24 protein-coding genes and 3 pseudogenes are annotated in these 24,783 nt (G+C 54.2%); 5 read left to right on the top strand and 22 right to left on the bottom strand.

Going from position 1 to position 24,783, the window contains the following annotated elements; all coding sequences use genetic code 11:
* Positions 1-6: 6 nt before the first annotated feature.
* From RHM60_RS25145 to RHM60_RS25185, 9 genes are all read right to left on the bottom strand, one after another.
* Positions 7-378 carry a TIGR03745 family integrating conjugative element membrane protein gene (locus tag RHM60_RS25145; protein ID WP_046035960.1) on the bottom strand — a complete coding sequence of 124 codons (372 nt, stop codon included), beginning with the start codon at positions 376-378 and terminating at the stop codon, positions 7-9.
* A 17-nt stretch (positions 379-395) separates the two neighbouring features.
* Positions 396-635, bottom strand: a complete 240-nt coding sequence (locus tag RHM60_RS25150) for a TIGR03758 family integrating conjugative element protein (protein ID WP_046035961.1) — start codon at positions 633-635, stop codon at positions 396-398.
* A complete protein-coding gene (locus tag RHM60_RS25155) occupies positions 632-967 on the bottom strand; it encodes an RAQPRD family integrative conjugative element protein (RefSeq protein WP_080943315.1) in 336 nt (111 codons plus the stop codon). The genes RHM60_RS25150 and RHM60_RS25155 overlap by 4 nt, the downstream gene beginning before the upstream one ends.
* A gap of 274 nt (positions 968-1,241) precedes the next feature.
* A complete protein-coding gene (locus RHM60_RS25160; RefSeq protein ID WP_046035962.1) occupies positions 1,242-1,577 on the bottom strand; it encodes a hypothetical protein in 336 nt (111 codons plus the stop codon).
* A gap of 475 nt (positions 1,578-2,052) precedes the next feature.
* Positions 2,053-2,655 (bottom strand): PqiC family protein, encoded by a 603-nt coding sequence (locus RHM60_RS25165; protein ID WP_046035963.1) that lies wholly within the window; start codon positions 2,653-2,655, stop codon positions 2,053-2,055.
* A complete protein-coding gene (locus RHM60_RS25170; protein ID WP_046035964.1) occupies positions 2,652-4,334 on the bottom strand; it encodes an intermembrane transport protein PqiB in 1,683 nt (560 codons plus the stop codon). The genes RHM60_RS25165 and RHM60_RS25170 overlap by 4 nt, the downstream gene beginning before the upstream one ends.
* The gene (locus RHM60_RS25175) at positions 4,327-4,941 is read right to left on the bottom strand and encodes a paraquat-inducible protein A (RefSeq protein ID WP_046035965.1); all 615 of its coding nucleotides are present in this window, start codon (positions 4,939-4,941) and stop codon (positions 4,327-4,329) included. Before RHM60_RS25175 ends, RHM60_RS25170 begins: the two co-directional genes overlap by 8 nt.
* Positions 4,938-5,615, bottom strand: coding sequence for a paraquat-inducible protein A (locus RHM60_RS25180; RefSeq protein WP_080943314.1), 678 nt, complete (start codon positions 5,613-5,615; stop codon positions 4,938-4,940). The genes RHM60_RS25175 and RHM60_RS25180 overlap by 4 nt, the downstream gene beginning before the upstream one ends.
* Positions 5,605-6,120: a hypothetical protein gene (locus RHM60_RS25185; RefSeq protein ID WP_185753854.1), complete on the bottom strand. Its 516-nt coding sequence runs from the start codon at positions 6,118-6,120 to the stop codon at positions 5,605-5,607. Before RHM60_RS25185 ends, RHM60_RS25180 begins: the two co-directional genes overlap by 11 nt.
* A gap of 371 nt (positions 6,121-6,491) precedes the next feature.
* Between RHM60_RS25185 and RHM60_RS25190 the strand changes: the two genes are divergently transcribed.
* Entirely contained in the window at positions 6,492-7,169 is a 678-nt protein-coding gene (locus RHM60_RS25190) for a TetR/AcrR family transcriptional regulator (protein ID WP_052958919.1), read from the top strand.
* Positions 7,170-7,797: 628 nt separating this feature from the next.
* On the opposite strand, the gene RHM60_RS25195 is transcribed toward RHM60_RS25190, so the two are convergent.
* Positions 7,798-8,799, bottom strand: a complete 1,002-nt coding sequence (locus RHM60_RS25195) for an amidohydrolase family protein (RefSeq protein WP_052958924.1) — start codon at positions 8,797-8,799, stop codon at positions 7,798-7,800.
* 383 nt (positions 8,800-9,182) lie between these two features.
* On the opposite strand from RHM60_RS25195, the gene RHM60_RS25200 reads away from it, so the two are divergent.
* A complete protein-coding gene (locus RHM60_RS25200) occupies positions 9,183-9,542 on the top strand; it encodes a chemotaxis protein (protein WP_311132831.1) in 360 nt (119 codons plus the stop codon).
* Here the strand turns inward: RHM60_RS25200 and RHM60_RS25205 are convergent.
* Positions 9,507-9,770: pseudogene (locus tag RHM60_RS25205) on the bottom strand (hypothetical protein); the annotation flags it as partial. The gene RHM60_RS25200 and the pseudogene RHM60_RS25205 overlap by 36 nt on opposite strands.
* 4 nt (positions 9,771-9,774) lie before the next feature.
* Between RHM60_RS25205 and tnpC the strand changes: the two are divergent.
* Both tnpC and valS read left to right on the top strand, forming a co-directional pair.
* Positions 9,775-10,719, top strand: a pseudogene (tnpC, locus tag RHM60_RS25210) (IS66 family transposase).
* A 132-nt stretch (positions 10,720-10,851) separates the two neighbouring features.
* Entirely contained in the window at positions 10,852-13,419 is a 2,568-nt protein-coding gene (gene valS / locus RHM60_RS25215; RefSeq protein WP_046035967.1) for a valine--tRNA ligase, read from the top strand.
* 225 nt (positions 13,420-13,644) lie between these two features.
* Here valS and RHM60_RS25220 read toward each other — a convergent pair.
* Both RHM60_RS25220 and RHM60_RS25225 read right to left on the bottom strand, forming a co-directional pair.
* Positions 13,645-13,737: pseudogene (locus RHM60_RS25220) on the bottom strand (MBL fold metallo-hydrolase); the annotation flags it as partial.
* Between the two features lie 37 nt (positions 13,738-13,774).
* The gene (locus RHM60_RS25225; protein WP_322213172.1) at positions 13,775-14,419 is read right to left on the bottom strand and encodes a helix-turn-helix transcriptional regulator; all 645 of its coding nucleotides are present in this window, start codon (positions 14,417-14,419) and stop codon (positions 13,775-13,777) included.
* A 598-nt stretch (positions 14,420-15,017) separates the two neighbouring features.
* On the opposite strand from RHM60_RS25225, the gene RHM60_RS25230 reads away from it, so the two are divergent.
* Positions 15,018-15,479, top strand: coding sequence for an Lrp/AsnC family transcriptional regulator (locus RHM60_RS25230; protein ID WP_046035464.1), 462 nt, complete (start codon positions 15,018-15,020; stop codon positions 15,477-15,479).
* A 53-nt stretch (positions 15,480-15,532) separates the two neighbouring features.
* On the opposite strand, the gene tldD is transcribed toward RHM60_RS25230, so the two are convergent.
* The 9 genes from tldD to RHM60_RS25275 all read right to left on the bottom strand — a co-directional run bounded on the left by tldD (position 15,533) and on the right by RHM60_RS25275 (position 24,780).
* Positions 15,533-16,981 (bottom strand): metalloprotease TldD, encoded by a 1,449-nt coding sequence (gene tldD, locus RHM60_RS25235; RefSeq protein ID WP_046035463.1) that lies wholly within the window; start codon positions 16,979-16,981, stop codon positions 15,533-15,535.
* A 21-nt stretch (positions 16,982-17,002) separates the two neighbouring features.
* Positions 17,003-18,349, bottom strand: a complete 1,347-nt coding sequence (locus RHM60_RS25240; protein WP_046035462.1) for a TldD/PmbA family protein — start codon at positions 18,347-18,349, stop codon at positions 17,003-17,005.
* 18 nt (positions 18,350-18,367) lie between these two features.
* Complete coding sequence (locus tag RHM60_RS25245) at positions 18,368-19,615, bottom strand: thioredoxin family protein (protein WP_052958892.1); 1,248 nt, start codon at positions 19,613-19,615, stop codon at positions 18,368-18,370.
* A 9-nt stretch (positions 19,616-19,624) separates the two neighbouring features.
* Positions 19,625-21,370 carry an ABC transporter ATP-binding protein/permease gene (locus tag RHM60_RS25250; RefSeq protein WP_221174510.1) on the bottom strand — a complete coding sequence of 582 codons (1,746 nt, stop codon included), beginning with the start codon at positions 21,368-21,370 and terminating at the stop codon, positions 19,625-19,627.
* Between the two features lie 30 nt (positions 21,371-21,400).
* Positions 21,401-21,826 carry an ExbD/TolR family protein gene (locus RHM60_RS25255; protein ID WP_221174511.1) on the bottom strand — a complete coding sequence of 142 codons (426 nt, stop codon included), beginning with the start codon at positions 21,824-21,826 and terminating at the stop codon, positions 21,401-21,403.
* On the bottom strand, positions 21,826-22,572 hold the full coding sequence (locus tag RHM60_RS25260) for a MotA/TolQ/ExbB proton channel family protein (RefSeq protein ID WP_080943267.1): 747 nt from the start codon (positions 22,570-22,572) through the stop codon (positions 21,826-21,828). Before RHM60_RS25260 ends, RHM60_RS25255 begins: the two co-directional genes overlap by 1 nt.
* 23 nt (positions 22,573-22,595) lie before the next feature.
* Positions 22,596-23,357 (bottom strand): energy transducer TonB, encoded by a 762-nt coding sequence (locus RHM60_RS25265; RefSeq protein WP_322213174.1) that lies wholly within the window; start codon positions 23,355-23,357, stop codon positions 22,596-22,598.
* Between the two features lie 7 nt (positions 23,358-23,364).
* Positions 23,365-23,742 carry an STN domain-containing protein gene (locus RHM60_RS25270; protein WP_185753846.1) on the bottom strand — a complete coding sequence of 126 codons (378 nt, stop codon included), beginning with the start codon at positions 23,740-23,742 and terminating at the stop codon, positions 23,365-23,367.
* A 99-nt stretch (positions 23,743-23,841) separates the two neighbouring features.
* A complete protein-coding gene (locus RHM60_RS25275; RefSeq protein ID WP_046035459.1) occupies positions 23,842-24,780 on the bottom strand; it encodes a FecR domain-containing protein in 939 nt (312 codons plus the stop codon).
* Between the last annotated feature and the right edge of the window lie 3 nt (positions 24,781-24,783).

Raw genomic sequence — 24,783 nt, forward strand, 5'->3', positions numbered from 1 at the left:
CCAACCTCACAGAATCGCGGCAGCCTTGGTGAGAAACCAGATGATGATCACCACCAACAGGGCGCCGATACCGACTACCGCGCCGAGGTCTTTCCAGGTCTTGCGCTGGTTTTGGACATCGGCGAATACGGTCAGGGAATGCCAGGCCACGCCGAGAAACGCGAGCAGGGCAATCAGTAGACCTAGTAAAATGCCGCCGTCGTAGGCGTAGTTTTTGATCGTCTCGATCAGCCCGGAACCTTCGCCTCGGGAAGGCGCCTCCATGGTCGGTAGTTCGGCAAAAGCTAGGCCTGGACCAAGCACAAGCAGCAGACCGATCAAGCGTTGGCTTGTACGATCACGCAGGTTGTTTTTGAGAGGGACAAGGCACTTGAGCATGATGGCGATCTCCGATGTTAGGACAGGGTGAAGAACATCAAAATCAGCAAAGTGAGCAGTACGCGCGCAGCGCTGCCGCCGAAGGCACCAAATCGCACGCTTCCTGTCGCCCAGCCCCGGTAAGCCGTCCACATCACCCATGCGCACCAAAGCAACGCCAGGACCAGAACTATGGAGATCCAAAGCGTCGAACTGCTCTGTGTCGAAAAACCGGAGGCGTTTTGAAAGGCCGCGGTCTGAGCGTCAGTCATGCTCATGGCGATGGCTCCGCAGACGGGATATCACGTCGGTAATCACCGACTATTTCACGGGGATCGCGAGGTTGCGCTCGAGAGGGGGACAAATAGCCCTGTACACCTTGACGAATGCGTTGGATGTCTTGAGTTAGGAGGGGATAGTCGAAGTGATAACGCTCGGTTGATTCAGCCGAGCTAGCTGTCTGGGCTCTTGCCGCAAGATGTTCGATGGTGTCGAGTTGCTGCAAAATCAGACTCAACTGATCCTGTTCATGAGCAGATGCGGCATAGCTGCCACTATTGAGCGTGGTCAGTACGAGCAAACAGCAGATTCGGCAAAATACAGTTGGCATGTGGATAGCCCATTTGGTTATGGGTCTAGCATCCAACTGACGAATAGGGCTCAGCAGTAAAGAATACGAAACACGCTACGTCATTTTATTTCGATACAGGCACTGACCATGTAGCGAGCTTGATTACCGTATCGAGGCTAAGTCGCGGAGAAAAGAAGTGATTGGAACGCAAATACGATCTCGATTTATCAGCGTCTACCGAGGTCGGTTGCAAATGAGTAGCCAAATGAGAGCAAATACACAGCTTTCAGCAGATCTGGCCCAGTCGCGTCGTCTACATCGATTTAACCGATACTACGTCCACGTACTTGTACTTCTTCCTGGCAGCCTTCACAGCCTCCTGCTCAGCAAGCAACGAGCTCAACGTATCGGCCTCGTGAATCAACTCGATCATTTTTCCCTCAAACTCGTTCCCAACCCGAAGCGTGACCCTCAGCCTAGGCGTAAATGCTTTCGCCACTTTCTTCTTCGCTGCTGGAGCGACCATCGGCTTCGCGAGCATAATTTCTTCTACAGGATCATTTACTAGAGTCGCGGGCACCTGCTCTTCGGGCTGAGGCGTACCGAATAGAGCACGACGCATTTCTTCTTCAGTTAATTCAGAGTTCATAGAGCATCTCAAAGTGGAACGGTAATCAGCTCCATGAATTTTACTACGATAGCTGCGCCAGCGTGTCCTCTGGAAGCATGCTTGACCATTGGGAATTTGCGCTATGTGCTCGCAACATTTCAACGTGGTAATCGATGTGCAAGCTTTTGCAAGCTTTAGTCAGTTTTTGCGTTTATCAGGCGGTCAACACCATATGTTACCGCATCTACTGCATTAGAGCCGTGACTATACCGGCTGCCGAGAATTGCGATGTAGCGCAGATAACGATGCCGTGAGAGTTGTGGCATAGTCGTTCCCAGACTGATGAGGCCTCTAGTGAGTTTTAGAGCCTAACCGGCCGGACAGGACATCTGCTTGTCTGGTCTACTCGGCATATTCAAGTTGGTGTCCGGACACTCACTCGATTGGAGCGTCCACGGATATGCATTAAGGATATTAAGGAATCGAGATCGATATCCTGAATCGCACAGCGTTCTCAGTTAGGACAGGCGCCGGTGCCACGCGCCCACGCTCCAGCAGTGATCGCGATCTCCGCTGCCAATTGATCGATAACTCGCTGGTGTGCTATCACGAGGCTGTTCAATTCTATCCCTGCTGTTTCACGGATTTGGCTTGCGCAGGTCAATGTACGGCGCTGCTGCGAGTCCCCGCGCATTCCCAGGCTCCATACCACATCGACCAAGGCATATTGGCCCGGTAGCGAGTCGAAGCGCCGCACATCGGCTTGCAATGACAGCACCGGGCGTTGTGCGTCCTTTGGCAATCCGGCTATGTCACGAGTGCCCAGGTGGCGCTCTAGGCGATCCGTCAGGGCATCGTGGAACTCGTCCGCCAATGGCGCACTCCAGCGATCGTTTTCCAGAATCACTAGGTTTCCGCGGTTCTGGCGCACAACCAATTGCGGTTGGTCGACCTGAACCGGCATATGCACTCCCAGCATTTCGAACTGGAAGGGCGGTTTGGCCAAGCGCGTCGGGGCGCTTGGAGCGGCGTCCTGCAACGTGTAGTAATGGGCTGCCGGCGAGCTGCACGCACTCATGCCCATGCTCGCGGCTAGCATCAAGGTGCGTTTGATCATGGTTGAGCTTCCGGTTGGACTTCACGTGAATTACTAACAGGGCTGCGGTAGGCGTCCGGCTCCCCTTGATTGGTGCGACCTCGAATTAGCGCCTCGGGGTTGCGGCTGAGGAAGTCGGTAAGTACGCGCACCGAGCGCGCTGTGCGCTGTACCTCGTTCATTGCTTGGCTGAGTTGCTGGCGCTCGGGCGAGTCCTCGGCAAACGTCGAGTTGGCCGCAGCGAGCGTTTTCTGGGTCTGTTGTAGCGTACCTCGCACTTGCGGCAGAACGTCGGAATTGACTTGGCGCAAGGTTTTTTGCATCTCGCTCAGAGTGCCATTGAGGTTGTTGGCGATTTCGTCCAGCGGCAGCTTGCTGATCTTATCGACCACGGCCTGCAGTTGTTCCTGCACCTTGTCCAAGCTGCCGGGAACCGTAGGTATACGCAGCGGCCGGGCCGCTGTGTCGAAGACCACGGGAGCCGCGTTGGGGATGAAGCTCAGCGATATATACAGCTGGCCGGTGATCAAGTTGGCGCTGCGTGCCTGGGCGCGTAGGCCTTGCTTAACGAAAGCGGACAGTAGCTGAGCCCAGCGTTCATCTTCCTCTGTGCCCATCTGCTTGAGCAGCTTCTCGTGTGCCTTGCCCAGGCGATCCGGGTAAATCACGGCGCCAACCACGCTTGGAAAGCTCTTGGTCTTGGCGTCATAGTCCAGGTTGACCGACACCACCCGACCGATATTGACGCCCATGAACTCCACCGGTGCATTTACCGTGAGCCCCCGCAGAGACTGGTTGAAATTCATGCTGATGTAGCGTGGATCACCGTCAGGCGGCGCTAGCGCGGTTTCTTGGTCGGAGAACAGGTCGAAACGCGAGCGCTCCGTGGCCGGTGTCGCGTTGGGACTGTATTTGGGTTCTATGAACGCGACGCCGCCAGCCAAGATCGTCGACAGAGATTCGGTGTTGACCTTCAGGCCGCTGGCACCCACGGTCAAGTCTATGCCGCTTGCGTTCCAGAAGCGCGTGTCCGTGGTGACGAACTTGTCAATGGGTGCATGGACGAAGATCTCCACATCGACCCCCTTGCCATCCTCGGCTAACTGGTAGGAAATAACTTGGCCCACTTCGATACGCCTGTAGTAGACCGGCGAGCCAATGTCCAGCGAACCTAGATCCTCGGTATGCAGGGTAAAGCGCTTGCCCTGTTCACCGTAGGTTATCGGCGGCGGTGTTTCTTTACCCACGAACTCTTTCTTGCGCGCTTCGGCGCTGCCGGCGTCGGCACCGATGAACGCGCCGGAGAGCAGGGTATCCATGCCAGAAATGCCGTTGGCGCCGATCCGCGGGCGTACTACCCAGAACACCGAGTCCTCTGCGGTAAAGCCTTCTGCGGATTTGTTCAGGTCGACATTGGCGACTACGTGGCTGCGATCATCGCTGAGCGCAATGGCAGTCACCTGGCCGATCACCACGTTCTTGTATCGGACTTGGGTCTTGTTGGCCTCAATGCCCATGGCGGTCTGGAAGCTGATCTCGATCTGCGGGCCGGCATTGAGAACATCGCTGATAAGCATCGAGGCGCCGACTAGGCTGGCGATGATCGGCACGATCCACACCAGCGAGACATTGAAACGACGCGTCTTGACGACCGGCGCAGCGGCAGGAGACTCAGGGGTGGAGCGTGGACTATCAGACATCTTCAACCTCTACATCCCAGATGAGCCGGGGATCGAAACTCATGGCGGCCAGCATGGTGAGCACCACCACCAGACCGAAAAACACGATACCCAACAAAGGATCGATGGAACTCAGGGAGCGGAACTGCACCAGTGCGGCCACCAGAGCCACGACCAGTACGTCGAGCATCGACCAATAGCCGATCAACTCTATTAATCGATACAAGCGCGCGCGCTCGCGCATGGCAAAGCGACTTTTGCGCTGGCAGGTCACCAGCAGCATGCCCAAGCTCATGAACTTCATGCAGGGCACAACCATGCTAGCGAAGAAGATCAACACAGCTATGTCCCACGAGCCACCATGCCAAAACTCGATGACACCGCTCATGATGGTGTTCTCGCTGACGTTGCCAAACATATTGGTGCGCATCACTGGCAGCAGGTTGGCAGGGATGTACAGGATTAGCGCGGTGATCAAAAGTGCCCAGGTGCGGGCGATGCTGTCGGGCTTGCGTGCGTGAACAGTGGAGTGGCAGCGCGGGCACTGGTTTTCGCCTGCCTGACAGATGTGCCCGCAGGTATGACAGAGCACCAAGCCCAATTGCCGCGCGTACGCCGGAAAGCTCATCGCAGCTTTCCTTCCAGGTCATCCCAGAGCCGGCGAATGCCCTTGCCTGAGATCAGTATCAATAGCACCGTGACCATGCCCAGCGCCCAAAGCCCGACGCCGGAGTGCACGTCAAGCATGCCCGCCAGCTTGACGATCGCCACCAGGATGCTGAGCAGACAGACTTCGAGCATGCTCCACGGGCGCAGGTGTTCCAGTGCCCGCATACACCGGCGAAAGCCAGGTGCTGCGCGTCCGGCCGTGGCAAAACCGAGCAGCCAGCACAACAGGCATATCTGCAGCAGCGGTGCAAGAATGATAGTTAGTCCGGTGACCGCGGCCATTAGAGTGATGCGACCCTGTGCCAAAGCTTCCACCGACGCCAGTAGGGTAGCCTGGTTGGTCAGGCCCTCCATGCCTATGGTGATGACTGGAAAGGTATTGGCGAGCATGAACAGCACGGCCGCGGTCAGAGCGAGCGCAAACAGCGCCTGGATGCTCAAGCGATGGCCACGTTCTAACACCGCGCCACAACGCGTGCATTCGGCTTTTTGACCATGGCCCAAGGCTACAGATTCGAACAGCGAATCGCAGTGTTCGCAGATGATGCGACGGTAAGACGTGTTCGTTATGCAATCTGCAGGGATGACGTTTTGCGTTGAGTGGCACGCACTTTCCGTTAAGTTACTTCTCATTTTTTAAACCATCGGTCTTAGCAAGTAACGTGTGTAAATAACAACGCTGCAGTTCGAATAAACGCCTAGCATACGTAGCGTGTTCGTCCCGCATCCACCATAATTCTTCTTTAGAAGTGGAGTTTTTTGAAAGGTGAGCAGCTAAACCAAGTTCATCTAAGACCCGCTCGCCAAATGCTAATTGAGCTATTAACTCGCTAAGATGGCAGAGAACGTCGTTACTATCATTTGGCAGAGTTTGAAATGGTTCTCTCAGAATGGTCTGCGCGTTGACACGTTTCGCAAGCTCGGGATAGTTTGTTGGCCCTGAAAGGATGGAGAGGTGATCAGACAGGATTAGTCGATTTTGGAAAAAAACCTTATTGACTCTTGCGCATTCAAGGCAGAGCTGAGGTATATGTGTTTGTTGAGAAATAATCATGGAGTGATGGGTTATCTTCATCGTCACCTGAATGATCACAGCTAGACGTGATAGATACCATTCTTTTTGAATTATGACTGCCACAGGATTATCTCAGTTAAGTTATTGAAACAGCCGCCGGCTTTTTGATTCAAGCAATTACGCAAGCTTCAATTTTGCAAATGGATATCCATGTGTGCAGATGCAGCAATCCAAAGCAGTCGTCATCTGACCCTAATTTTTCAAATATACGCACGGTCTTCGCCGGCGTTTAAGAGGTTTTCAACACGGAGCAATCACTCTAGGTCGCATTAAAGATACAGCTCAGTACCATTATCTGTCAAGGGCTATGGTTGTGGGGTCGGCGATATCGGTCAGCAGGCAGCCTATTGCCTGCTGACCGCTGACAGGTAGATGATCTGCACATATGGCATAATTCGTTTTTTACATCTCACAGAGGCTGGAAAGGGGACAAAATGAGCGGTAAAGATTATGATAATCATGACAGGCCTATACCTAGGCCCAAGCTTGGAAGGCCCAAGGCTTCAAACGTCGCAGAAATAAATTTGCGGATTCTAGATGCGGCCACTCAACTTTTTTTAAATCAAGGTTTTAGCAGGACGGCGCAAGATCAGGTGGCTGAGAACGCACGTGTAAGTAAGACTACTTTATATAATCGATTTCCGACGAAAGAAGTATTGTTCGACGCTGTAGTTCAGAGCTGTCTTGATAAATTTTATGAGCCGGTTACGTCTGGGCAGATTCAAGGAACCGTTGAAAGCAAGCTAGTGAAAGTTGGAGAAGTGCTGGTTGAGTCAAACCTCACCAATTTCGTGATTAGACTTATGCAAATGATACTTGCAGAAACCATGCATTTTCCACGGTTGACTCGTGATGCATATCAGCGGGGACTCAGCGAGGGGATCAAGAGCGTTGCGGAAGTCCTAGCATCAGGTGAGCAAGCCATCTCCGAAAATTTGGCAATTGAGATAGGCAGACGATTTGTCGAAATGGCGTTGCATCCGCTATTTCTGAGCGCGCTCTTCAATAGCGACTTAGACTCCTTGCGCATTAAATCAATTAACGATATCGCGCAAGTGTCCCGGATGCTGGCCTGGGACGCCGATCAAATCGAAATTGATATTGCCAAGTGACTGCTGTTTAGAGTTTGCCCCAGGCACATCTCGGAACTGATCTTCCGAGATAGAGGCCATGCCGTCGGGGCCTGAGCCCTTCGGCATGAAATGATAATGATACCAGCCTGTACTTTTTGTAGGTAGCGTCTATGAACTGTCTTATCGTCTGTTTTCCCTAGGAAAAATCGATTGTCAAGATAAAAAACTCTCTACAGATAGTGCGAAATTCATGATGAAAAAAATTTGCTGGCTTCAGCTTTTTTGAGGGTTCCTCTCAGTTGACTGGGACAAGCAGGTTCAAAGATTCTCAAGTAATTGTATTAGAGAACAAGGATCCTGATATAGCGCTCATCCCTCATTTGAATTATCAGCACTTCACGAAAAGCAGAAAGAGTGGGAGATACGGCTTCTTCCCACTACGAGGCTGATCCGACTGTATAGTTTGTCGGTCACCCTTACATGGCGCGGTGATCGACTTACTAGCTTTCGGCTCTCTGTAAACACGGATGATTGGTTTGGGTGAAGGTACAGTCAGCGGGAAAGCGGTGGCGATGATAGAGTGGGTTATTTTCTGTCATCGCCCGCCATCGCGCATCAAATTCCAGATTCCGTTAAGTTGACGATGCCGCCTGGTCCTCCGAGATTCCTATGGTTTGATCTTGAACAGCCGCTGCGCATTGCCGGACATGATCATCTCCTTTTCCTCTGCGGAAATCGGTGCGTTGCGTATCCATTCGGCACCGATCTCCGACGATTCGTAGGGATAGTCGATCGCAAACATGACACGATCTGCGCCAAGAGCTTCGATCGCAAATTTGAGCACTTGATCCCAGAACATTCCGCTCGTCGTGATATGGATGTTCGATTTAATGTATTCGCTCGGCTTTCGCTCCAGCTTGACCATGCCCGGCGGAACCTGACCTTGGGACATCATCATTTTGTAGATGTTGTCGAAGCGAAATAGCCAAAAGGGCAATGACTCGCCCATATGGCCCAAAACGACCTGTAGTTCGGGGAACCGATCGAACACTCCCCCCAACACCATGCGAGTGGCATGGAGGCCAGTTTCGGCGGCAAATCCCCATATCGCGCCAGAAAGTCCATAGGGCATCATTGGTTTGCACATGTCGCCGGACGGAAAGGTCGGGTGAATATAGACAGGAGCCTGACAGCGCTGGGCTGCCTCGAGAATAGGATCAAACTTCCGTTCGTCCAGATATTCTCCATTTGTGTGCGAATTAATGATAATGCCGTGCATTCCCAATTCGGTCATTGCACGTTTGACCTCGTCAGCAGCCCGCACGGGATCCTGTGGCGCAATGGCGGCCAAACCGGCAATGCGCGTCGGATACTGCCGGATCAAGCCGGCCAAATAATCATTCGTTTGTTTGGCCAAACTCGTCCCAAGGTCGGCGTCGAATAGCTGAACACCTGGGCTCGTCAACGACATGAGGTGCATATCGACACCGTTCGCATCCATGTTTGCGAGACGCGTTTCAACGTCGCAAAGACCTCTGGCCGCTTCCGGCTTCGTCTGGAAATAGGCGGCATAGCGCACGTTGTCAGAAGTGCTCGTCGAAGCGAACTTGCCAAGAGCTTCCAGATATTCCGGAGTGGCGAAAGCCTCCTCGGTCGCGATCATGTGCATTTTTGGCTCCTCAACCATTTTTCCAAGCTCTCTTCGAAAAGGCCATCGCCAGCTTGCAGCCGGCAAGAGTTCGAAATTCCTGTCAGCTTACAAGTCCGAAATACTGATGGTATAGCATGATGTGGGTTAAGGATGCATGTAGAAACCGGTCACAAGGGAATTTCGAAGGGAAGGTGGCGTGGAATTAACGGGGCTGGGCATCGTCAACTTAAGTCGGTATGGCCAACGCGCAATTTCCGTGACAACACCGGGCTTTTACTAAATTCCGGACGGGGTACATGAACAGGCGATCCGGCCCAATAGAGCTGGATATCTGCTCCAGCCAACTGCACCCAATCCCAGGCTCGCCATATCGGCGGGCCTTTTTCATTTCTGGAGTAACAATGGACCCGACCGACCTCGGCCCAGGCACAGCTACCTGGCTGGGCGGCACGGGCAGAACCCTACTGGGTGGCTTCCTCTGGTTGAGGAAATTCCTCTCCCAGGATGCGACCGACCGCGCGATGGACAACGCCGATATCGGCACCGTCCGCAGGCTGAACGAACTGCTCGATTCGGAACGCCAGGCCCGCAAAGAAGCCGAGGCCCGAGCCGACCCGTTCGCCAAAGAACGTAACGAGCTGGCTGCCGCTGTTGGCCGTATGGAAAGGAAGATCGAAGCCCTGACTGGGATAACCACGCGGTGGTACAAGGAACCTGCCGCCTATTGTGAGTTCGACGCATGTAAAGAGCGCGAGCCCTAATGCTTCGATGCGTTTCACGCGCAGTCGATCCTGTGGTCGATGTCGGTAGCGCCGAAGCAGGTCCCACCAGAGCGCAAATAGGGCTTCGTAGAGCAGGGCGCGCCACCACCGCAGGTAAGGTCGTGCGGATTCGAATGCCTGCTGCCAGACTTCGAAACTACCCAGCGCAGCGCGGCCGATCCATGCGACCAGTGCGGCGGTCACCGAAACCGCGTTAGCCAGGGTGATTGCGGTGTTTGGTGCGGCGAAGCCGCACTGTGCTTATCTATTTGCCAACCGTCGTGCCACTCGCATGAAGGTTCTAGTCCACGACGGCTTGGGTATCTGGCTGGCGGCTCGCCGGTTGAATCAGGGTAGGTTCCACTGGCCAAGCATTCGCGTGGTGCACTCCGATGAAACACAGGTACAGGTGCTCATGCCGGGCGCGAAGAAAACCCATCGTGGCTAAGTCTGGGCCTACGCGACCACCGCATCAGCCGATATCAGCGCAGTGGTGTACGACTTCAGCCCAAGCCGCTCGGGCGAGCATGCGCGCAACTTCCTGCAAGACTGGAAAGGCAAACTGGTGTGCGACGATTTTGGTGGCTACAAGGCCAGTTTCGCATTGGGCGTCACAGAAATCGGTTGCATAGCCCACGCCCGGCGCAAGTTCTTCGACCTGCATGCCACGAACAAGAGCGCGCTCGCAGAGCAGGTACTGCACTCTATCCAGTTGCTATACGAAATCGAAAGTGAGATCCGCGACCTGAAGCCAGATTTACGGCGACGAATACGGCAAGAAAAAGCCGTCCCCGTGATGGATAGGCTGCACGCCTGGATGATCGCCCAGCGTGAGCTTGTGCATGATAGCGCGGCCATTGCCGAGGCTCTGGATTACAGCCTGAAACGCTGGCCAGCATTGTCACGTTATCTGTATGACGGCGCGGTGCCTATTGATAACAACCACATCGAGCAACAGATCCGGGCATGGGCTCTTGGACGCAAGAATTGGCTCTTCGCCGGATCGTTGCGCAGCGGCAAACGCGCGTCGGTGCTGATGAGTCTGATCCAGTCGGCGAAGCTCAACGGGCATGACCCATATGCTTACTTGAAAGACATTCTGGCTCGACTGCCAACACAGCGTGCACGTGACATCGCCGAACTGCTGCCGCATAAATGGGCTACGCAGGTGATGTGAATCTGAATGCATCCTCTTGGACGAGCCGTCAGTTGCATTGAACTACGATGGGTAAATATTGATTAGGGGGTTTACTTTTCAAAGACGATTCAATATAAATTTAATCGCGGCGCACACTCACTGTTGTGCCCTTTGATATTAACAGGAGGATGCTATGTCACCGTTAAACGTGATGAAGTTCTAAACGATCAAACTGTCACCCCCTCGCTCGAAAACCTTGAAACACGCTGGTCTCAACGTTGGCAGCTCGAAGGCACGTACGCCTTTGACCACACAGCCCAACGCGACGCTGTGTTCTCCATTGATACACCCCCGCCGACGGCCTCAGGCTCGTTGCATGTCGGTCATGTCTTCAGCTATACCCACACAGATATCATCGCTCGATTCCAGCGCATGCGAGGTAAGGCTGTGTTCTACCCCATGGGGTGGGACGACAACGGCTTGCCTACCGAACGCAGGGTCGAGAATTTCTATGGCGTACGTTGCGACTCTCTGGCAGCTTATCAGCCTGATTTCAGGCCACCTGAGCCCATTCCAGTAAAGCGAGGTGACTTTACTGTCATCAGTAGGCGCAACTTCATCGAGTTGTGCCACGAACTGACAGCCATTGATGAGCAAGCGTTCCGTGCACTCTTCGTGCAACTGGGCTTGTCCGTTGATTGGAGCCTTTCATATGCCACCATTGATGAGCGCTCTCAACGAGCGAGTCAGCGCGCTTTGCTTCGTAACTTTCAGCGTGGCGAACTTTATAGCCAGGAAGCTCCATGCCTGTGGGATGTAACGTTCCAGACGGCCGTGGCTCAAGCAGAGCTTGAAGAGCGCGAGGTCGCTGGTGCGTATCACGAACTCAGCTTTGAGACGGCTGATGGCGCCGCATTGAGGGTTGCTACCACTCGGCCTGAGCTACTGATGGCATGCGTGGCGCTGGTGGCTCACCCGGACGACGTTCGTTATCAGGCGCGGTTCGGACAATCCGTGCGCTCGCCGATTTTTGACTTGGACGTACCGCTGCTGGCACACCCGTTGGGTGATCCTGACAAGGGCACCGGCTTGGTGATGGTCTGCACCTTTGGCGATCTTACCGATGTGATTTGGTGGCGAGAGTTGCAGTTGCCAACGCGGTCAATACTGGGAAAAGATGGGCGCCTGTCGCTTGAGACTCCCGCCTGGTTGACGACACCACGCAGCCGACAGGCCTATGCAGGCTTGGCCGGGCGTAATTTGTCCCAGGTTCGTAAGCAACTCGTGCCGATGTTGCGCGACTGCGGCGCTATGCGAGATGAACCGCGACCGATTCAACACGCTGTGAAGTTCTTTGAAAAAGGCGACCAGCCTTTGGAAATCATCGCCACTCGGCAATGGTACTTGCGTAACGGCGGACGCGACGCGAGCCTGCGGGACGTGTTGCTTGCCTCTGGTCAGACGTTGGACTGGCATCCACCGCACATGCTCAGGCGTTACGAGCATTGGGTAAGTGGTTTGAATGGTGATTGGCTAATCAGTCGTCAGCGCACGTTCGGCGTGCCGATTCCGTTCTGGTATGGCCTGGATGCACAAGGCGAAGCCGACTACAGCACGCCTATTATTGCCTGCGAGGAAAGCCTGCCAGTTGATCCGAGCCTGGATACTCCGCCAGGGTTTCGACCAGAGCAACGTGGGCAACCGAATGGTTTCGTCGGCGAACAGGACATCATGGATACCTGGGCCACCAGCTCGCTGACGCCTCAAATCGCCGGAGGGTGGGGAGATGACGACGCATTGTTCGCCAAAATATACCCCATGGATCTCAGGCCTCAAGGTCACGACATAATCCGGACCTGGCTATTCTCGACAATGGTACGCAGCCATTTTGAGCACGATTGCGTGCCATGGCGCAATGTCGCGCTCTCTGGGTGGATCCTTGATCCCGACCGTAAGAAAATGTCTAAATCCAAGGGTAACGTGGTAAACCCTCAAGCCTTGCTCGACCAGTATGGAAGTGACGGTGTGCGCTACTGGGCAGCCTCAGCGCGGCTTGGCAGTGATACTGCTTTTGAAGAACAGCAGATGAAGATCGGTCGCCGTTTGGCCGTCAAGCTGTTCAATCTATCAAGGTTGGTTCAAGGCTTTGCGAAGGATGACTCTGCGGATATCGACCAACCGCTGGATCAGGCCATGCTTAAACGCTTGGACGGCGTAGTCCAGGACACTACGTTAGCGCTGGAGGCGTACGACTATAGCGTCGCGTTGTCGCGTATCGAAGGGTTCTTCTGGTGGTTTTGCGATGACTACGTCGAATTGGTCAAGCGTCGTGCCTATCGACCAGAAGGCCATTCGGCCCGTAATGCTTTTGCACATGCACTGAGCGTGCAGCAGCGACTGTTTGCGCCATTTCTGCCATTTGTGTGTGAAGAAGTCTGGCAATCGTGGAATTGCGGCTCAGTGCACAATGCGTCTTGGCCGCAAGGGGATGGTTCTCCAGACGCGTCTATCGAAAGCTTATTGATGAGTGTTAGTGCCGTGCTATCTGCGATTCGCAAAGCAAAATCTGACGCCCGCCAATCCATGAAGGCTTCGGTAGCACGTGTTGAACTGGTTGACAGGGCTGCGCAGCTTGAAATGATAAAAGGCGTTCGCCAAGACTTGATCGAAGCAGGTCAGGTTGAGGCTTTGGTGTTTATAGAGGGAACTGAGCAGCAGGTCGGTGTATGGCTGAAGTGACATAGACTTAAGGTAAGTCAATTCGCGGGGCGATCAAGGAGATCGCTTCGCGAGCACGTCTATAGTCGTCCCTCAACACTTGGTTCATATGCCAGATAGAAAATATGGTGTTGTGGTTTGACCTGCAACCAGATTACATTCCGTCAGACATCTCAGTAGTCAGAACTCCTGCCTGCCTAGGTTGCCGTCAGAGTTTTCGCCTTGGGTGGGTTTACCAACCGCTTACAGGTTGTCTGCGTGGACGTGGATCTCGAGAATCCAGTCGACCCTCGCGTTGAGTTCCTTCACCTTCGCAATCAGCTTGTCGGCAGACGTTGTGGCGGGGGATAGTGCCAGATCTTCTATGAGGTACGTTTTAGAGCGTGTCAATTTGGGCATTGATAATCCCTTCGTTGTATAGTCGAGTTCCATTGGGAATGCTCAGCGCGATATAGAATCCTTCACTGATTAGTTTTTTTGCCTCCTCCAGCGCCTCAGAAAAGGTTGGGTAGCTCATGGCGTGCGTAACCGCATCTGGCCCATCTGTTGAAAGAATTGGAGTGTTAGTGGAGGGTGAAATTGTGTGGACGAAATATACGTCCTTAACTGCTCGGCCTATTGTTTTATCTATATCCTCAATGCTGCTGCAAATAGTGCGGTTACTGTCGATAATGAAAGCTTGCATCAATGGATGGTCGTGGAAATACCAGGAAGCCTGTATAAAAGCGTCTGAGTTTTTCAGATAAAACTCTTGACGTATTTCGGCATGTTCTTCAGTGTTCGGAGTTCGATAAAATCCGAGGGGGGCAATGACTAAAGTGATCGGTCCATGATCAGCAGATTTTATATCGCTCGGCATGAGGCCATTGATTTTTTTTATCATTTTTTCTGGAATTGGCTTCTTTCCTGCCTCCCAGTGCTTAATAGTATCTATCGAAACACCAAGAGCGTCTGCCACTTCCGCTTGGGTTAGACCTAGTGTCTTGCGGCCAGCTTTAAAAACATTTCCAGGAATTGACATTTGTATAATCCTTTTGTGTTTAGTGTTTTTAGTATATTGTTCTCTAGATGAAAATCAAGCGAATACTTTAAAGGCTTATCGTTCGGTTGTGGGCTTGACGTTCATGAGTTAATGCTGTTGGTGGAGGCTCGGTGGTATAGGTGTTTTGAAAGTTGTATACAACGCTGGAAGCCCGGATGGCTTCGCTAATAAATTCGTTCTTATCCCGTTGTTATAATTTAAATAGTTTTGCACGCGCGCCGCTGTCAAAGTTTGGTGCATGGCCGGTGGCGCGGTGCGTGGCGTGAAGAAGTGCTCGCGGAGTCTCTGGCCTGATGAAGGCTTATAGCCATGGCGCTCATTAGGAATAGTTGTCCGCGTGCTCAGGCTGATAGCGCTGGTTATACTTTTCGAGCCTAGAACGTTTCGCCGGTTCAGTCGGTGAGGAGGTGGCGGGTGTTGACAATGCCGCGACTGTCTAGAGGCGGATATGATGTTAGGGCCAAACCTATTGCATAGGTTGTAAAGTCTGATGGCGCTCGGCACTTGTTTGTTGGAAAATGCTGGGCGTCGAATCCATACGTTACCGTTATCTTCCAAGGGCAAGGCATGACACCTCATGGATAAACTTGATAGGGCAATACTGGACATTCTGCAGAAAGACTGCACACGGCCGGTAGGTGATATCGCGGAGCAGATCGGCTTAGGGAACACGGCCTGTTGGCGGCGTATTCAGAAACTCGAAGAGTCGGGCATTATCCGTGCTCGGGTGGCGCTGTTGGATGGCAAAAAACTGAATGTGGGTGTGGTCGTGTTTGTCTCCATCAAGACGACTCAGCACAATTCGGATTGGATTGAGGGCTTTCATCGCGCGGTGTCATCGATCGAGGAAGTTGTGGAAGTCTATCGTATGGCCGGGGATACCGACTACCTGTTGCGTGTGGCGGTGCCTGATGTGGCGGCCTACGATGCAGTCTATAAACAACTGATATGCGTTCCAGGGCTGTCGGATATCAGCTCAAGTTTCTCTATGGAACAGATTAAATATTCGACCAGTTTGCCACTTCGCTATGCGCCTTGATTCGCTGCATCCGAAGGCGGGGCAACCGGAGTCGCCCAACCTTCGCTGTTTTTTCAGGCGGTGCCGCCCACAACCAATTGATCAATCTTGATAGTTGGCTGACCTACGCAAACCGGGACGCTTTGGCCAGACTTCCCGCACGTGGCCCCGCCGTTGTCCAGCGCCAGGTCATTGCCAATCATGCTGATCATCTTCAGGGTTTGCGGACCTGAGCCAGTCAGGGTCACGCCTTTGACGGGGCGGGTGATTTTGCCATTTTCTATTAAGTAAGCCAGTTCACTCTCGAAGGTGAATTGGCCATTTACAATATCCACCTGACCGCTGCCAAGATCCGCCAGGTAGATCCCATTTTTCACACTGCTGATGATCTCTTCGGGACTGTGTTCACCGGCTAGCATGAACGTGTTGGTCATGCGTGGCATGGGCAACTGCGAATAGGATTCGCGGCGACCGTTACCCGTGTTGTGTTGCTTCATCAGCCGTGCGTTAAGGCTGTCATGCATGTAGCCCGCCAGAATCCCGCCCTCAATGAGCGTGGTGCACTGGCCCGGTTCGCCCTCATCGTCGATATGCAGCGATCCACGTCTGCCAGGTAACGTCGCGTCATCGACAATGTTCACCCCAGGGCTGGCAACGCGCTGACCGATCTTGCCGGAATAGATTGAGGTACCCATTCGATTGAAGTCCCCCTCGAATCCGTGCCCCATGGCTTCATGCAGCAACATGCCGGGCCAGCCCGGCCCGATTACTACAGGCATGCTGCCGGCGGGTGCGGCTTCTGCTTCCAAATTGACCAGCGCTGAATCGACGAGCCGACGAAGTTCTTGATCCACACGGGTATCGCTGAACAAACTGAAGTCGCTTCGACCGCCAAGAGATCCCCCGGAGCTTTCAAGACGTCCGTTCTGGTTGACAAAAACCCGCATTTGCAACACCAGCATGGGGCGTAGGTCTGCGGCCAATCGGCCATCGTGGCGCATCACCATGACCACCGAATGGCTCAACTGAAGGTGAGCCATTACCCGGCAAACACGAGGGTCCAGTGCTCGGGCCTTGCGATCGACAGATTGCAGCAGGGCTATTTTTTCCGCCGCTTCGCAGGCTTGCAATGGGTCGTCGTGTCCATAAAAGCCAGAGCGCTCCACTGCGCGGCCTTTCAGCTCAATACGCCCGTCGCCATGCATGGCGACTGTGCGAACCGATCGTGCAGCCTCCATCAGTTGCTGATGATCAATATGCTGCGAATAGGCAAAGGCTGTTTCATCGACATTTAATGCGCGCAGACCGAAACCCTGGTCGACGGAAAAACTACCGGCTTTGACTACCCCATCTTCCATCGACCAACGCTCTTCGCGGGTTGACTGCAGGTAGAGATCGGCATAGTCGACCTGATGTTCATGCACGCAGTCGAACACCCGGTGCAGGTCTGAGATATCCAGGCCATGGGGAGCCAGCAGTACGTCGCTGGCCAGTGCCAGATGATTCACTTGATTTAACGACATAGTAGGTCTTCCGTTGTAGGGCTACTGACCAGAAATTTGCATCTGTTCAATCAAAATAGAACCCGTACTGAATGGGCCTTGGCAAATGACGTCGCTGCCCACGGCAACGATTCCTTTGAGCATCTCCTTCAGATTGGCGGCAATGGTGATACCGGTGACCGCATGCTGAATCTCTCCGTTTTCGACCCAGAAACCTCGGGCACCACGGGAGTAGTCTCCAGAGATCAGGCGCACGCCGTTGCCCACCAGGCTGGTGACGAGCAGACCTGTGCCCAATTTGCGCAGCATGGCCGGCAAGTCGTCGTCGGCGCCGGTCATGTGGCTGCTTAGCAGCAGGTTGCAGGGACCGAAACCATTACCGGTAGGTTCCATACCCAGTCGTCTGGCGCCGTAGAGGGACAGTAAATATCCCTGGAGAACTCCGCCCTCGACCAGATACCGCTGTTGCGGAGCAATTCCGTCGCTGTCGAAGTTCATGCTGGCGTTACCGCCAGCCAAGTAGGGATCCTCATACAGACGCAGATGGTCGGACATGACAGGCTGGCCGATTTGGTCCTTGAGGAAGGTTGCGTTGGTGTACAGCGCCTGGCTGCTGATCGCTTGGGCTAAATGTCCGATAAGGCTGGTTGCAGTACGCGGGTCGAACAATACGGCACAGCGGCGGCTGCTTAACGCAGCTTGGTTTAAGTAGGCAACGGCACCCAGTCCGGCGTTCCTGCCGATCTGTTCCACCGAGGGTAGAGTGCGGGCATCAGTTGCCGACTCGGCCCAATGGTCTCGTTCGGAGTATTGGTCATTACGCGCCAGTGCGCTGGCGCCCAAGCTGTGGAACGATTTTGCAACACCTTGATTAAAGCCTTCACTGGTAGCAAGCAAGTAGTAGGACTGATGGCTGTTGACCCAAACGCCTTCACTTTGTACCGATCCACCGGCACTCTCCAGCCCGCTTTCCAGGCGTTGGGCCAAGCCTACGGCCTGATCCTCATTGATGTCCCATGGGTGGAACAGGTTCAGGTCGCTATTGGGTGAGCACAGCTGTTCGGAAGTGGCTGGACCGGCTGCGGCGTCCTCGCCGGTATAGCGGGCGATCGCACAAGCCGCTTTCACGGATTGGGCGAGGGTGTTCGGGCTCAAGTCAGTAGAGTTGACAGAGCCTCGATGCTTGCCAATGAACACCGTCAGCGAATAGCCGCTGTGGGTTTCCCGAACGCGCGACTGCACTCGGCTCTGGCGCATTGTTAGCGACAAGCCGCGACTTTGCGAGAGGCTAACCTGTGCATGGCTTGCACCTTGACCGCGTGCCAATTTGAGGATCTGTTCGGCGAGTTCCGCCAGGTAAGTGGGGCTGTTAGAAAATGCTGCAGTCATAAGACACCTCCGTTAAATTCAGTTGGGGTTGAATGGCGGGGCGCCGCGCAGGAGTGTTGCCAGGTGATCGCGCATGCAATCCAGAATGGGTTTCAGGCCTTGCAACTCGTTGTCAAAAAACACTGCTTCTTTAAGCTGATAGGCTTCGTTTTCACTGTGCCACTGGTCGCGGCAGGCTTGAAGTTCTTCCTTGCTGAACTCGCCGGAAGCGGTCTGTGATTGTTTTTCAGTAAACCAATCGTAGCGACGCTTTTCGGTTTGACGGTCTTCCAGTGTCCAGTTGCTGCGCTGTTGGCCGACTGGAAACACCAGGTTTCTAGCGATCCTGAAAACGAGTGTCCAGCCATCGGCATTGTTGGCCGTTGGTGGCGGCGATAGCGCCGAAATCAAGTCGGCAGTGCGGTGAACTGCCGGATCTTCGTGGTTGTTCAGCGTCTTCGCGCGCAAGACCAGGTCTTTGAAATCTTGCTCTGAGAGGGTGTTTCCTGCCAGGTAACGCTCGCATAGCCCCAACCATTCATTGCGCAAGTCATTGATCAAAGCAGACTCCGAAAGCAGGCCCGGCCAGTCAAACAGGGCTTCGCTCAAGAACGAGTGAATCAGACGCAGCGGCACATTGTTCAGATCCGCTCCCGGTTTGAGTGCATGCATGATCGGCTCAAGGTCAGCACTTTTGACTGGGCTAACGAAGTCCAGGGCGTTGGAGAAAGAAGCATGAAGGCCGGTCAAGCGCTCAAATACCACCGGGTCAGCCGAATGCACCCATGCGGCGCTTGGTGTACCCGAGCCTTCAATCCAATAGGAGTCATTGCTCGATTTAAGTTCTCCATGCAGCGCATGGGTTAACAAGCGGTCGCAGAAAAACTGTTTAAGTTGGGGGTCACCATAAAATGCCCCGAACAATGCCGTATCAGTCAGTGCTGGAGCTGGCTCGCTGAGCTGAACGTCAGACTGGGCCATCCACTCTTTAAGTTGTGTAAGCGTCTTGGTGCCAACCTCTCGGCTTATCTCTTTGCCGTCTTTAAATAGCAGCAAGGCAGGAATGCCGCGCACTCCAAAACGGGTCATCGCATCGGGGTATTTCTCGACGTCCATTTTCGCAACGGTGAGGCTTTCACTACCCAGCTCAGCCAGTTTGCTCAGAGTCGGCGCCAGCGCGCGACAAGGTGCACACCAGGGGGCCCAGAGGTCGAGAAGTACTGCGTTGCTGGCGCCGTACACCTCAGAGTCGAGGTTCTCTTCAGTTACGGTGATGATGGCAGACATGATGTGTCCTTATTGTGATTGTGTTAAATCGAGAGTGTGAGAGTGAAAGCGAGCCAGAGACTCACGGTGCGCAACGCTGATCAGAGTGCTATCTGGCAGTTGCTCAATCAGGGTTGTGTAGATGCTGTGCTCGGTTTCCGGGTCAAGCGCGCTGGTGGCTTCGTCGAGGAAAATGAAGCTCGGGCGTTGCAACAGTACGCGCGCCATTGCCAGGCGCTGCTGCTCACCACCCGATAGTGTTTGCTGCCAGCGTTCTCGAACGGTAAGGGAGTCGCTCAGTGCAGGCAGGCAGCAATCAATGAGTGCTTGCCGGCATTGATCATCCGTAAAGTCGCTACTGGCATGTGGGTAACAGAGTGCATCCTTCAATAAGCCCGTGGGGATGTAGCTTTTCTGAGGAAGGAAAAGCGACTGACGGCCCTGAGGAAGGCAGATCTGCCCCGCGCCGTAGGGCCATAAGCCTGCCAAGGCGCGCAAGAGGGTACTCTTGCCACTGCCGGAGCGTCCTTTGATTAGCCAACGTTCACCTTTTTCCACTGTCCAGCTATCAATCCGTGCCAGCGCTTTGCCCTTCGGAGTAAACAGACTCAACGCCTCGCAATGCAGGTAGGGTCCAAGGCTGTTTAGGTGGCTAATTTCAGTCTGTTGTTGGTCTACCTTGTTGATGGCCCACTGCAAATCGCGCAAGCGATTGGTGAGCCCCAGCCATTCAGTGAAACTGATATAAGTCTGAGGAAAAAAGGAAATGGTGCCGGAAAGCATGGTGTAGGCACCAAGGATGGCGACCATCTGTCCATAAGAAATCTTGCCTTCCAGCAGCAGCGGCAATGCGAGCAGTGTTGGTAGCAGGCTGAGTGAATGAGTATAAAAAGTTTGGCCAAGCGTCACGGAAAACGTGCGCGAGAGGATGCGTAGGGTATTTGCGCGGATACGGACGAATCGTTCAATCAGGGAGCGCTTTTCACGCTCTTCACCTCCGTAGAATGCAATTTGTTCGGCGTACTCGCGTAATTGCATACCTTGATGGCGGAAGTCCGCTTCAACCGTTTGCTTATGCATGTTCAAGCCGATCAGAGTCTTCCCGAGCCAGTGCGATATCAGTAACTGTAAAAATTGATAAAGGAAGACTGCATAAACCATGTAGCCGGTGATGCTGAACTGATGATTGAAAACCGTGAACTCAAGTGCTCCGGCGAGGTTCCAGAGCACAATGCTGTAGGTGACAGTACTGACAATCACGAGTGAGACTGAAGTGAGCAGGCTGATAGTAAGCTCTACAGTCTGCCGAATATCTTCGGCGATTCGCTGATCAGCATTGCTGATCAGTCCGTCACGCTCCAAGGCAAAGAAGTGAGCGTTACGTGTCCATTTGTCGAGGTGGACATGGGTCATCCAAGTCCTCCAGCGAAGGCCCAGGTATCCCGAAATGAAAGTACTGCCGCTAGGCAGCACTCCGATCACCACTCCCAACAACAGACTGAAGAGGAATAGAGGCTTGAGCGCTTGCCAGTCCAATGCCACCAGGGCATCGGTCAGCTTTCCCTGGTTTTCGTTTAAGGTGACAGCCCCAAAGGTACCGGCGAATGTGATGGTGAGGATGACGCTCAGCAGTCCTAACGCAAGCCATTTTTCACTGGAGAACCAGAAAGGCAAAAGCACCTGGCCTATGCTTGGGCGCTCAGCGATGGAATGCCCCGACATTGCTTCAGGCAAAGGTAGGCTGTGTCCGCCTATGGCGGACGTCGAAGAGGTCATGATCATTACTCGTTAGCGGCGTTACCGCAGTCAGTGACTGGGAGTGGCGTCGGTGACAAAATCAATTTTCGACAGTCCGCCTTTTTGCGCAGTGGACAGCAACTGAGCGACTCGCTCGTAGCGAACGGCTTTGTCTGCATAGACGCGCAGTACAGGCGGTGAGTCCTGTACCGCCGTTACTGCAACTTTCTGCGCCAGCTGGGCGTCATCCACAGGCTCCTTGTTCCACAGGATGCTGCCGTCAGCCGTGATGGAGACGTCTACGCTCTTGTCTTGCACGGCGATGGTCTGGGCTTCACCTTTGGGCAGGTCGACCTTGACGGCATTGTTGATCACCGGAAGGGTGATGATGAAGATAATCAACAGCACGAGCATCACATCAATCAAGGGGGTCATGTTGATATCGTTCAGCAAGGCATCGTCGCTGTCGAACTGTGAACCTTGAGACATGCTCATCAGGCTCTGCCTCCCTGTTTGGCCGTCATCACGGTGACCTTGCTATCGGCTTGAGCTTGCTCGTCGGCTGGGTCCACGCAAACCCGTGCGCCGGTCAGGAAGAAGGCATGCAGGTCATGGGCAAAGCGACTGAGCTGATGGACCGCGCCTTTGTTATGCCGGGCGATGGCGTTGTAACCCAGCACAGCCGGAATGGCGACGAACAGTCCGAAGGCCGTCATGATCAGCGACTCACCCACGGGCCCCGCTACTTGGGCCAGTGAGGCATCACCACTCATGCCAATGACCTTCAGCGCGTGATAAATACCCCAGACCGTGCCAAATAGCCCAACAAACGGTGCTGTGCTACCAATGGATGCAAGGATTGCTAATCCTGCCTGCAGCTTGGTGACATGGTCGTCCAGAACCTCTTTCAGGCAGCGGGCGAGCCAGTCGCTGAGATCAAAGCGTTGATGCAGCTGGGAGCTTCGCTGGTTCTGGTGAGAGTTGGCAGCGTGCCCGGCGATGGCCAGTTCCCGGAAGGGGTTGTACTTTTTCTGGCCAAGGCTCTTTACGCCTTCGACAAATCCGCTGGCGTTCCAAAAACCCAGCGCACGCTTTTTCATCCGTCCCAAGCGCAGCAATTGGACTGCTTTGATGAGAATCACGCTCCAGGACAATACGGACATGATCGTCAAGACGAACGCAATCGTTTTGGAGACGTAGTCGGCCTGTTGCCAGGCATAAGCCAATCCTAATTCCTGCATTTGATGTTACCTCTCAGGCTGATTTATTGATTCAAACGGAATGACACGGGTTGTACTGCGCGCACTGCGATAGCTCGGCCGCTTTCCATGTAGGGCGTGCATGAGGCGCCCATTACGGCTTTGCGTGCGGCCTCATCGAGTTCTTGATTGCCGCTGCTGCGGGCGATATTGGCGGACTGCACTTGACCTTGAGAGTCAATTTGCAAGCGCACCAAGACACTGCCTTCAACCTTCTGACGGCGAGCCTGGCGTGGGTACTCAGGAGCAGGTACGCGACAGCCGACGGTTTGCACATCCTTGGGGCCAGACGCCGGCAGATCGAGCATCTTCTCATTGTTGACGGGAGCTTCTCGTGGTGGGGCAGGTACCGGCGGCTTGGTCTCAACAACGGGAGGAGGCTCAACTTTAGGAACGGGTTTTGGTTTTGGTATTGGCTTGGGCTTAACAATGGGCTTGGGCTTTTCCACTGCAACCGTGCGCTCGGCTTTCTCGCTGGTTAACACCTGAGGCGCTGGTGGTATTGGAATGATCTCTGCCGGCGGAGGTGGCGGAGGGGCGACCATGGACACCCGAACACTGGCAGCAGGTGCAGTGGTCAGGGTGATTTCCCTGTTGCTGGACTGGGTAACCAGAAGGGCAAATAATCCTATGTGCGCGATCAGTACCGCGCCGGCAACCAATAGCAGACCGTATGGAAAGCGCTTGTGTTCTTTGGGCTGCGTTGGTTCCGCCTTCCAAGTCAGAGGGTCTACACCCTCTTTAATTTGGACGTTCAAGTTGGTCATGGTCGGCTTACTCTTCATTCTGCCCCCAAAGATGGGGTGCGGCGCCGCGCTTACGGACGGTGAGGGAACCGTTGCGGGTTTGCAGCGTTTCCAGGTCGCTGCTGATCAGCGCCAGCCCCATGGCTTGGCGCACGCTTAGGCGGCCATTGATTGGTTGGCTTTGGTAGTCGCGAGTGTTGTCGGGTTTGAACGACACAGTACAACCACTCGTACGGCCAATCAGCAGAAGGGTTTCACTCAGGCTGTGAGCTTCAATGTGAAATGGATAAGTAGCGTCTAATTCGCAACTCATCGCTTCGCGGCTGACGCAAAGCGACAATAATGCGACAGCCAAGCATAAAGGTGGGGCTATTGTGGCGAAGCGAATACGTTGAGCAGGTTTCACGGCGGCACACTCTTGTTATCTCTATAAGGTATGTGCAACCAGAAGATAAAAGTGACAGCGAGTGTGCGAGATTTTTTTTGAAGCGGGAGGCGGGAAGGGTCAGGATTTGGAAATGCTGACCCAATATCCACTGGTCCGGGTGATGACGACAGGCATCGTCTGGGCGAGGGATTCAAGGGCGTAGTCGGTATTGTCGAGCGGGAAAACTCCGCTAACCCTCAGCTTGGCAGCTTCCGGTGATACCCGGACGATTCCTGTGCGGTAATCGCGGAAGGCCTCGATAAGGGTTCCAAGGGGCTGATCATTGACTTCGATAAATCCGTTGAGCCAGGCGCTCTCTGAATTCACCGCAATCTGACGAGGGAAAATACCTTGGTTATTAAACAGTACTCCCTGGCCTGTAAGCAGTTGAGTGCTGAGGTTGCGAGCGTTGATCTGCGCGGCTTGCGAAAGGGCGGCAACCCGTGTGCCGTCGGATCTGACGGAGACGGTGAATGCGCCGCTGTGCATGCTGATCTCGCCATCGGCCGTGGTAATCACCAGCGGGGTTCGTGCAGGCTGGGCATCGATGTAAATTTGCCCCTTCGTCAAATACAGATGACGACGATTTGCATCAAATTTGACGTCGACGCTGCTGCGCGCATTCAGGGTGAGTACGCTGCCGTCAGCCAGGTGAGTGGTGGTGCGTTCTCCTGTGGCCGTATGCAAATCAGCCAGCAATCCAGTCAGCGGGGTATGTCGGTTGTAAAACCAGCCGCCGGTAGAGACGAGCGTCGCTAGGACCAAAGCGTTTGTCAGAAACTGCCGACGACCGCCTGCATTGTTCAAGGTTTTGCGCAAAGAGGGCGCGGCTGCCACCTGAGGCGCATGACCCAAGGCCTGTTCGATTCGGCGGCAGGCCAAGTCGTGGCTATGGTGTTCGGCTCTCCAGCGCTCAAAATCGGAACGCTGCTCGTCGCTCATCTCGCCCGAGTGGAGGTGCACCATCCATTCGATTGCCTGCTGAGCAACGGTATCGGGTGCAATGGATTTCGACATCGT

It is taken from the genome of Pseudomonas sp. MH9.3 (genome assembly GCF_034354675.1).
In the GTDB taxonomy this organism is placed as follows: domain Bacteria; phylum Pseudomonadota; class Gammaproteobacteria; order Pseudomonadales; family Pseudomonadaceae; genus Aquipseudomonas.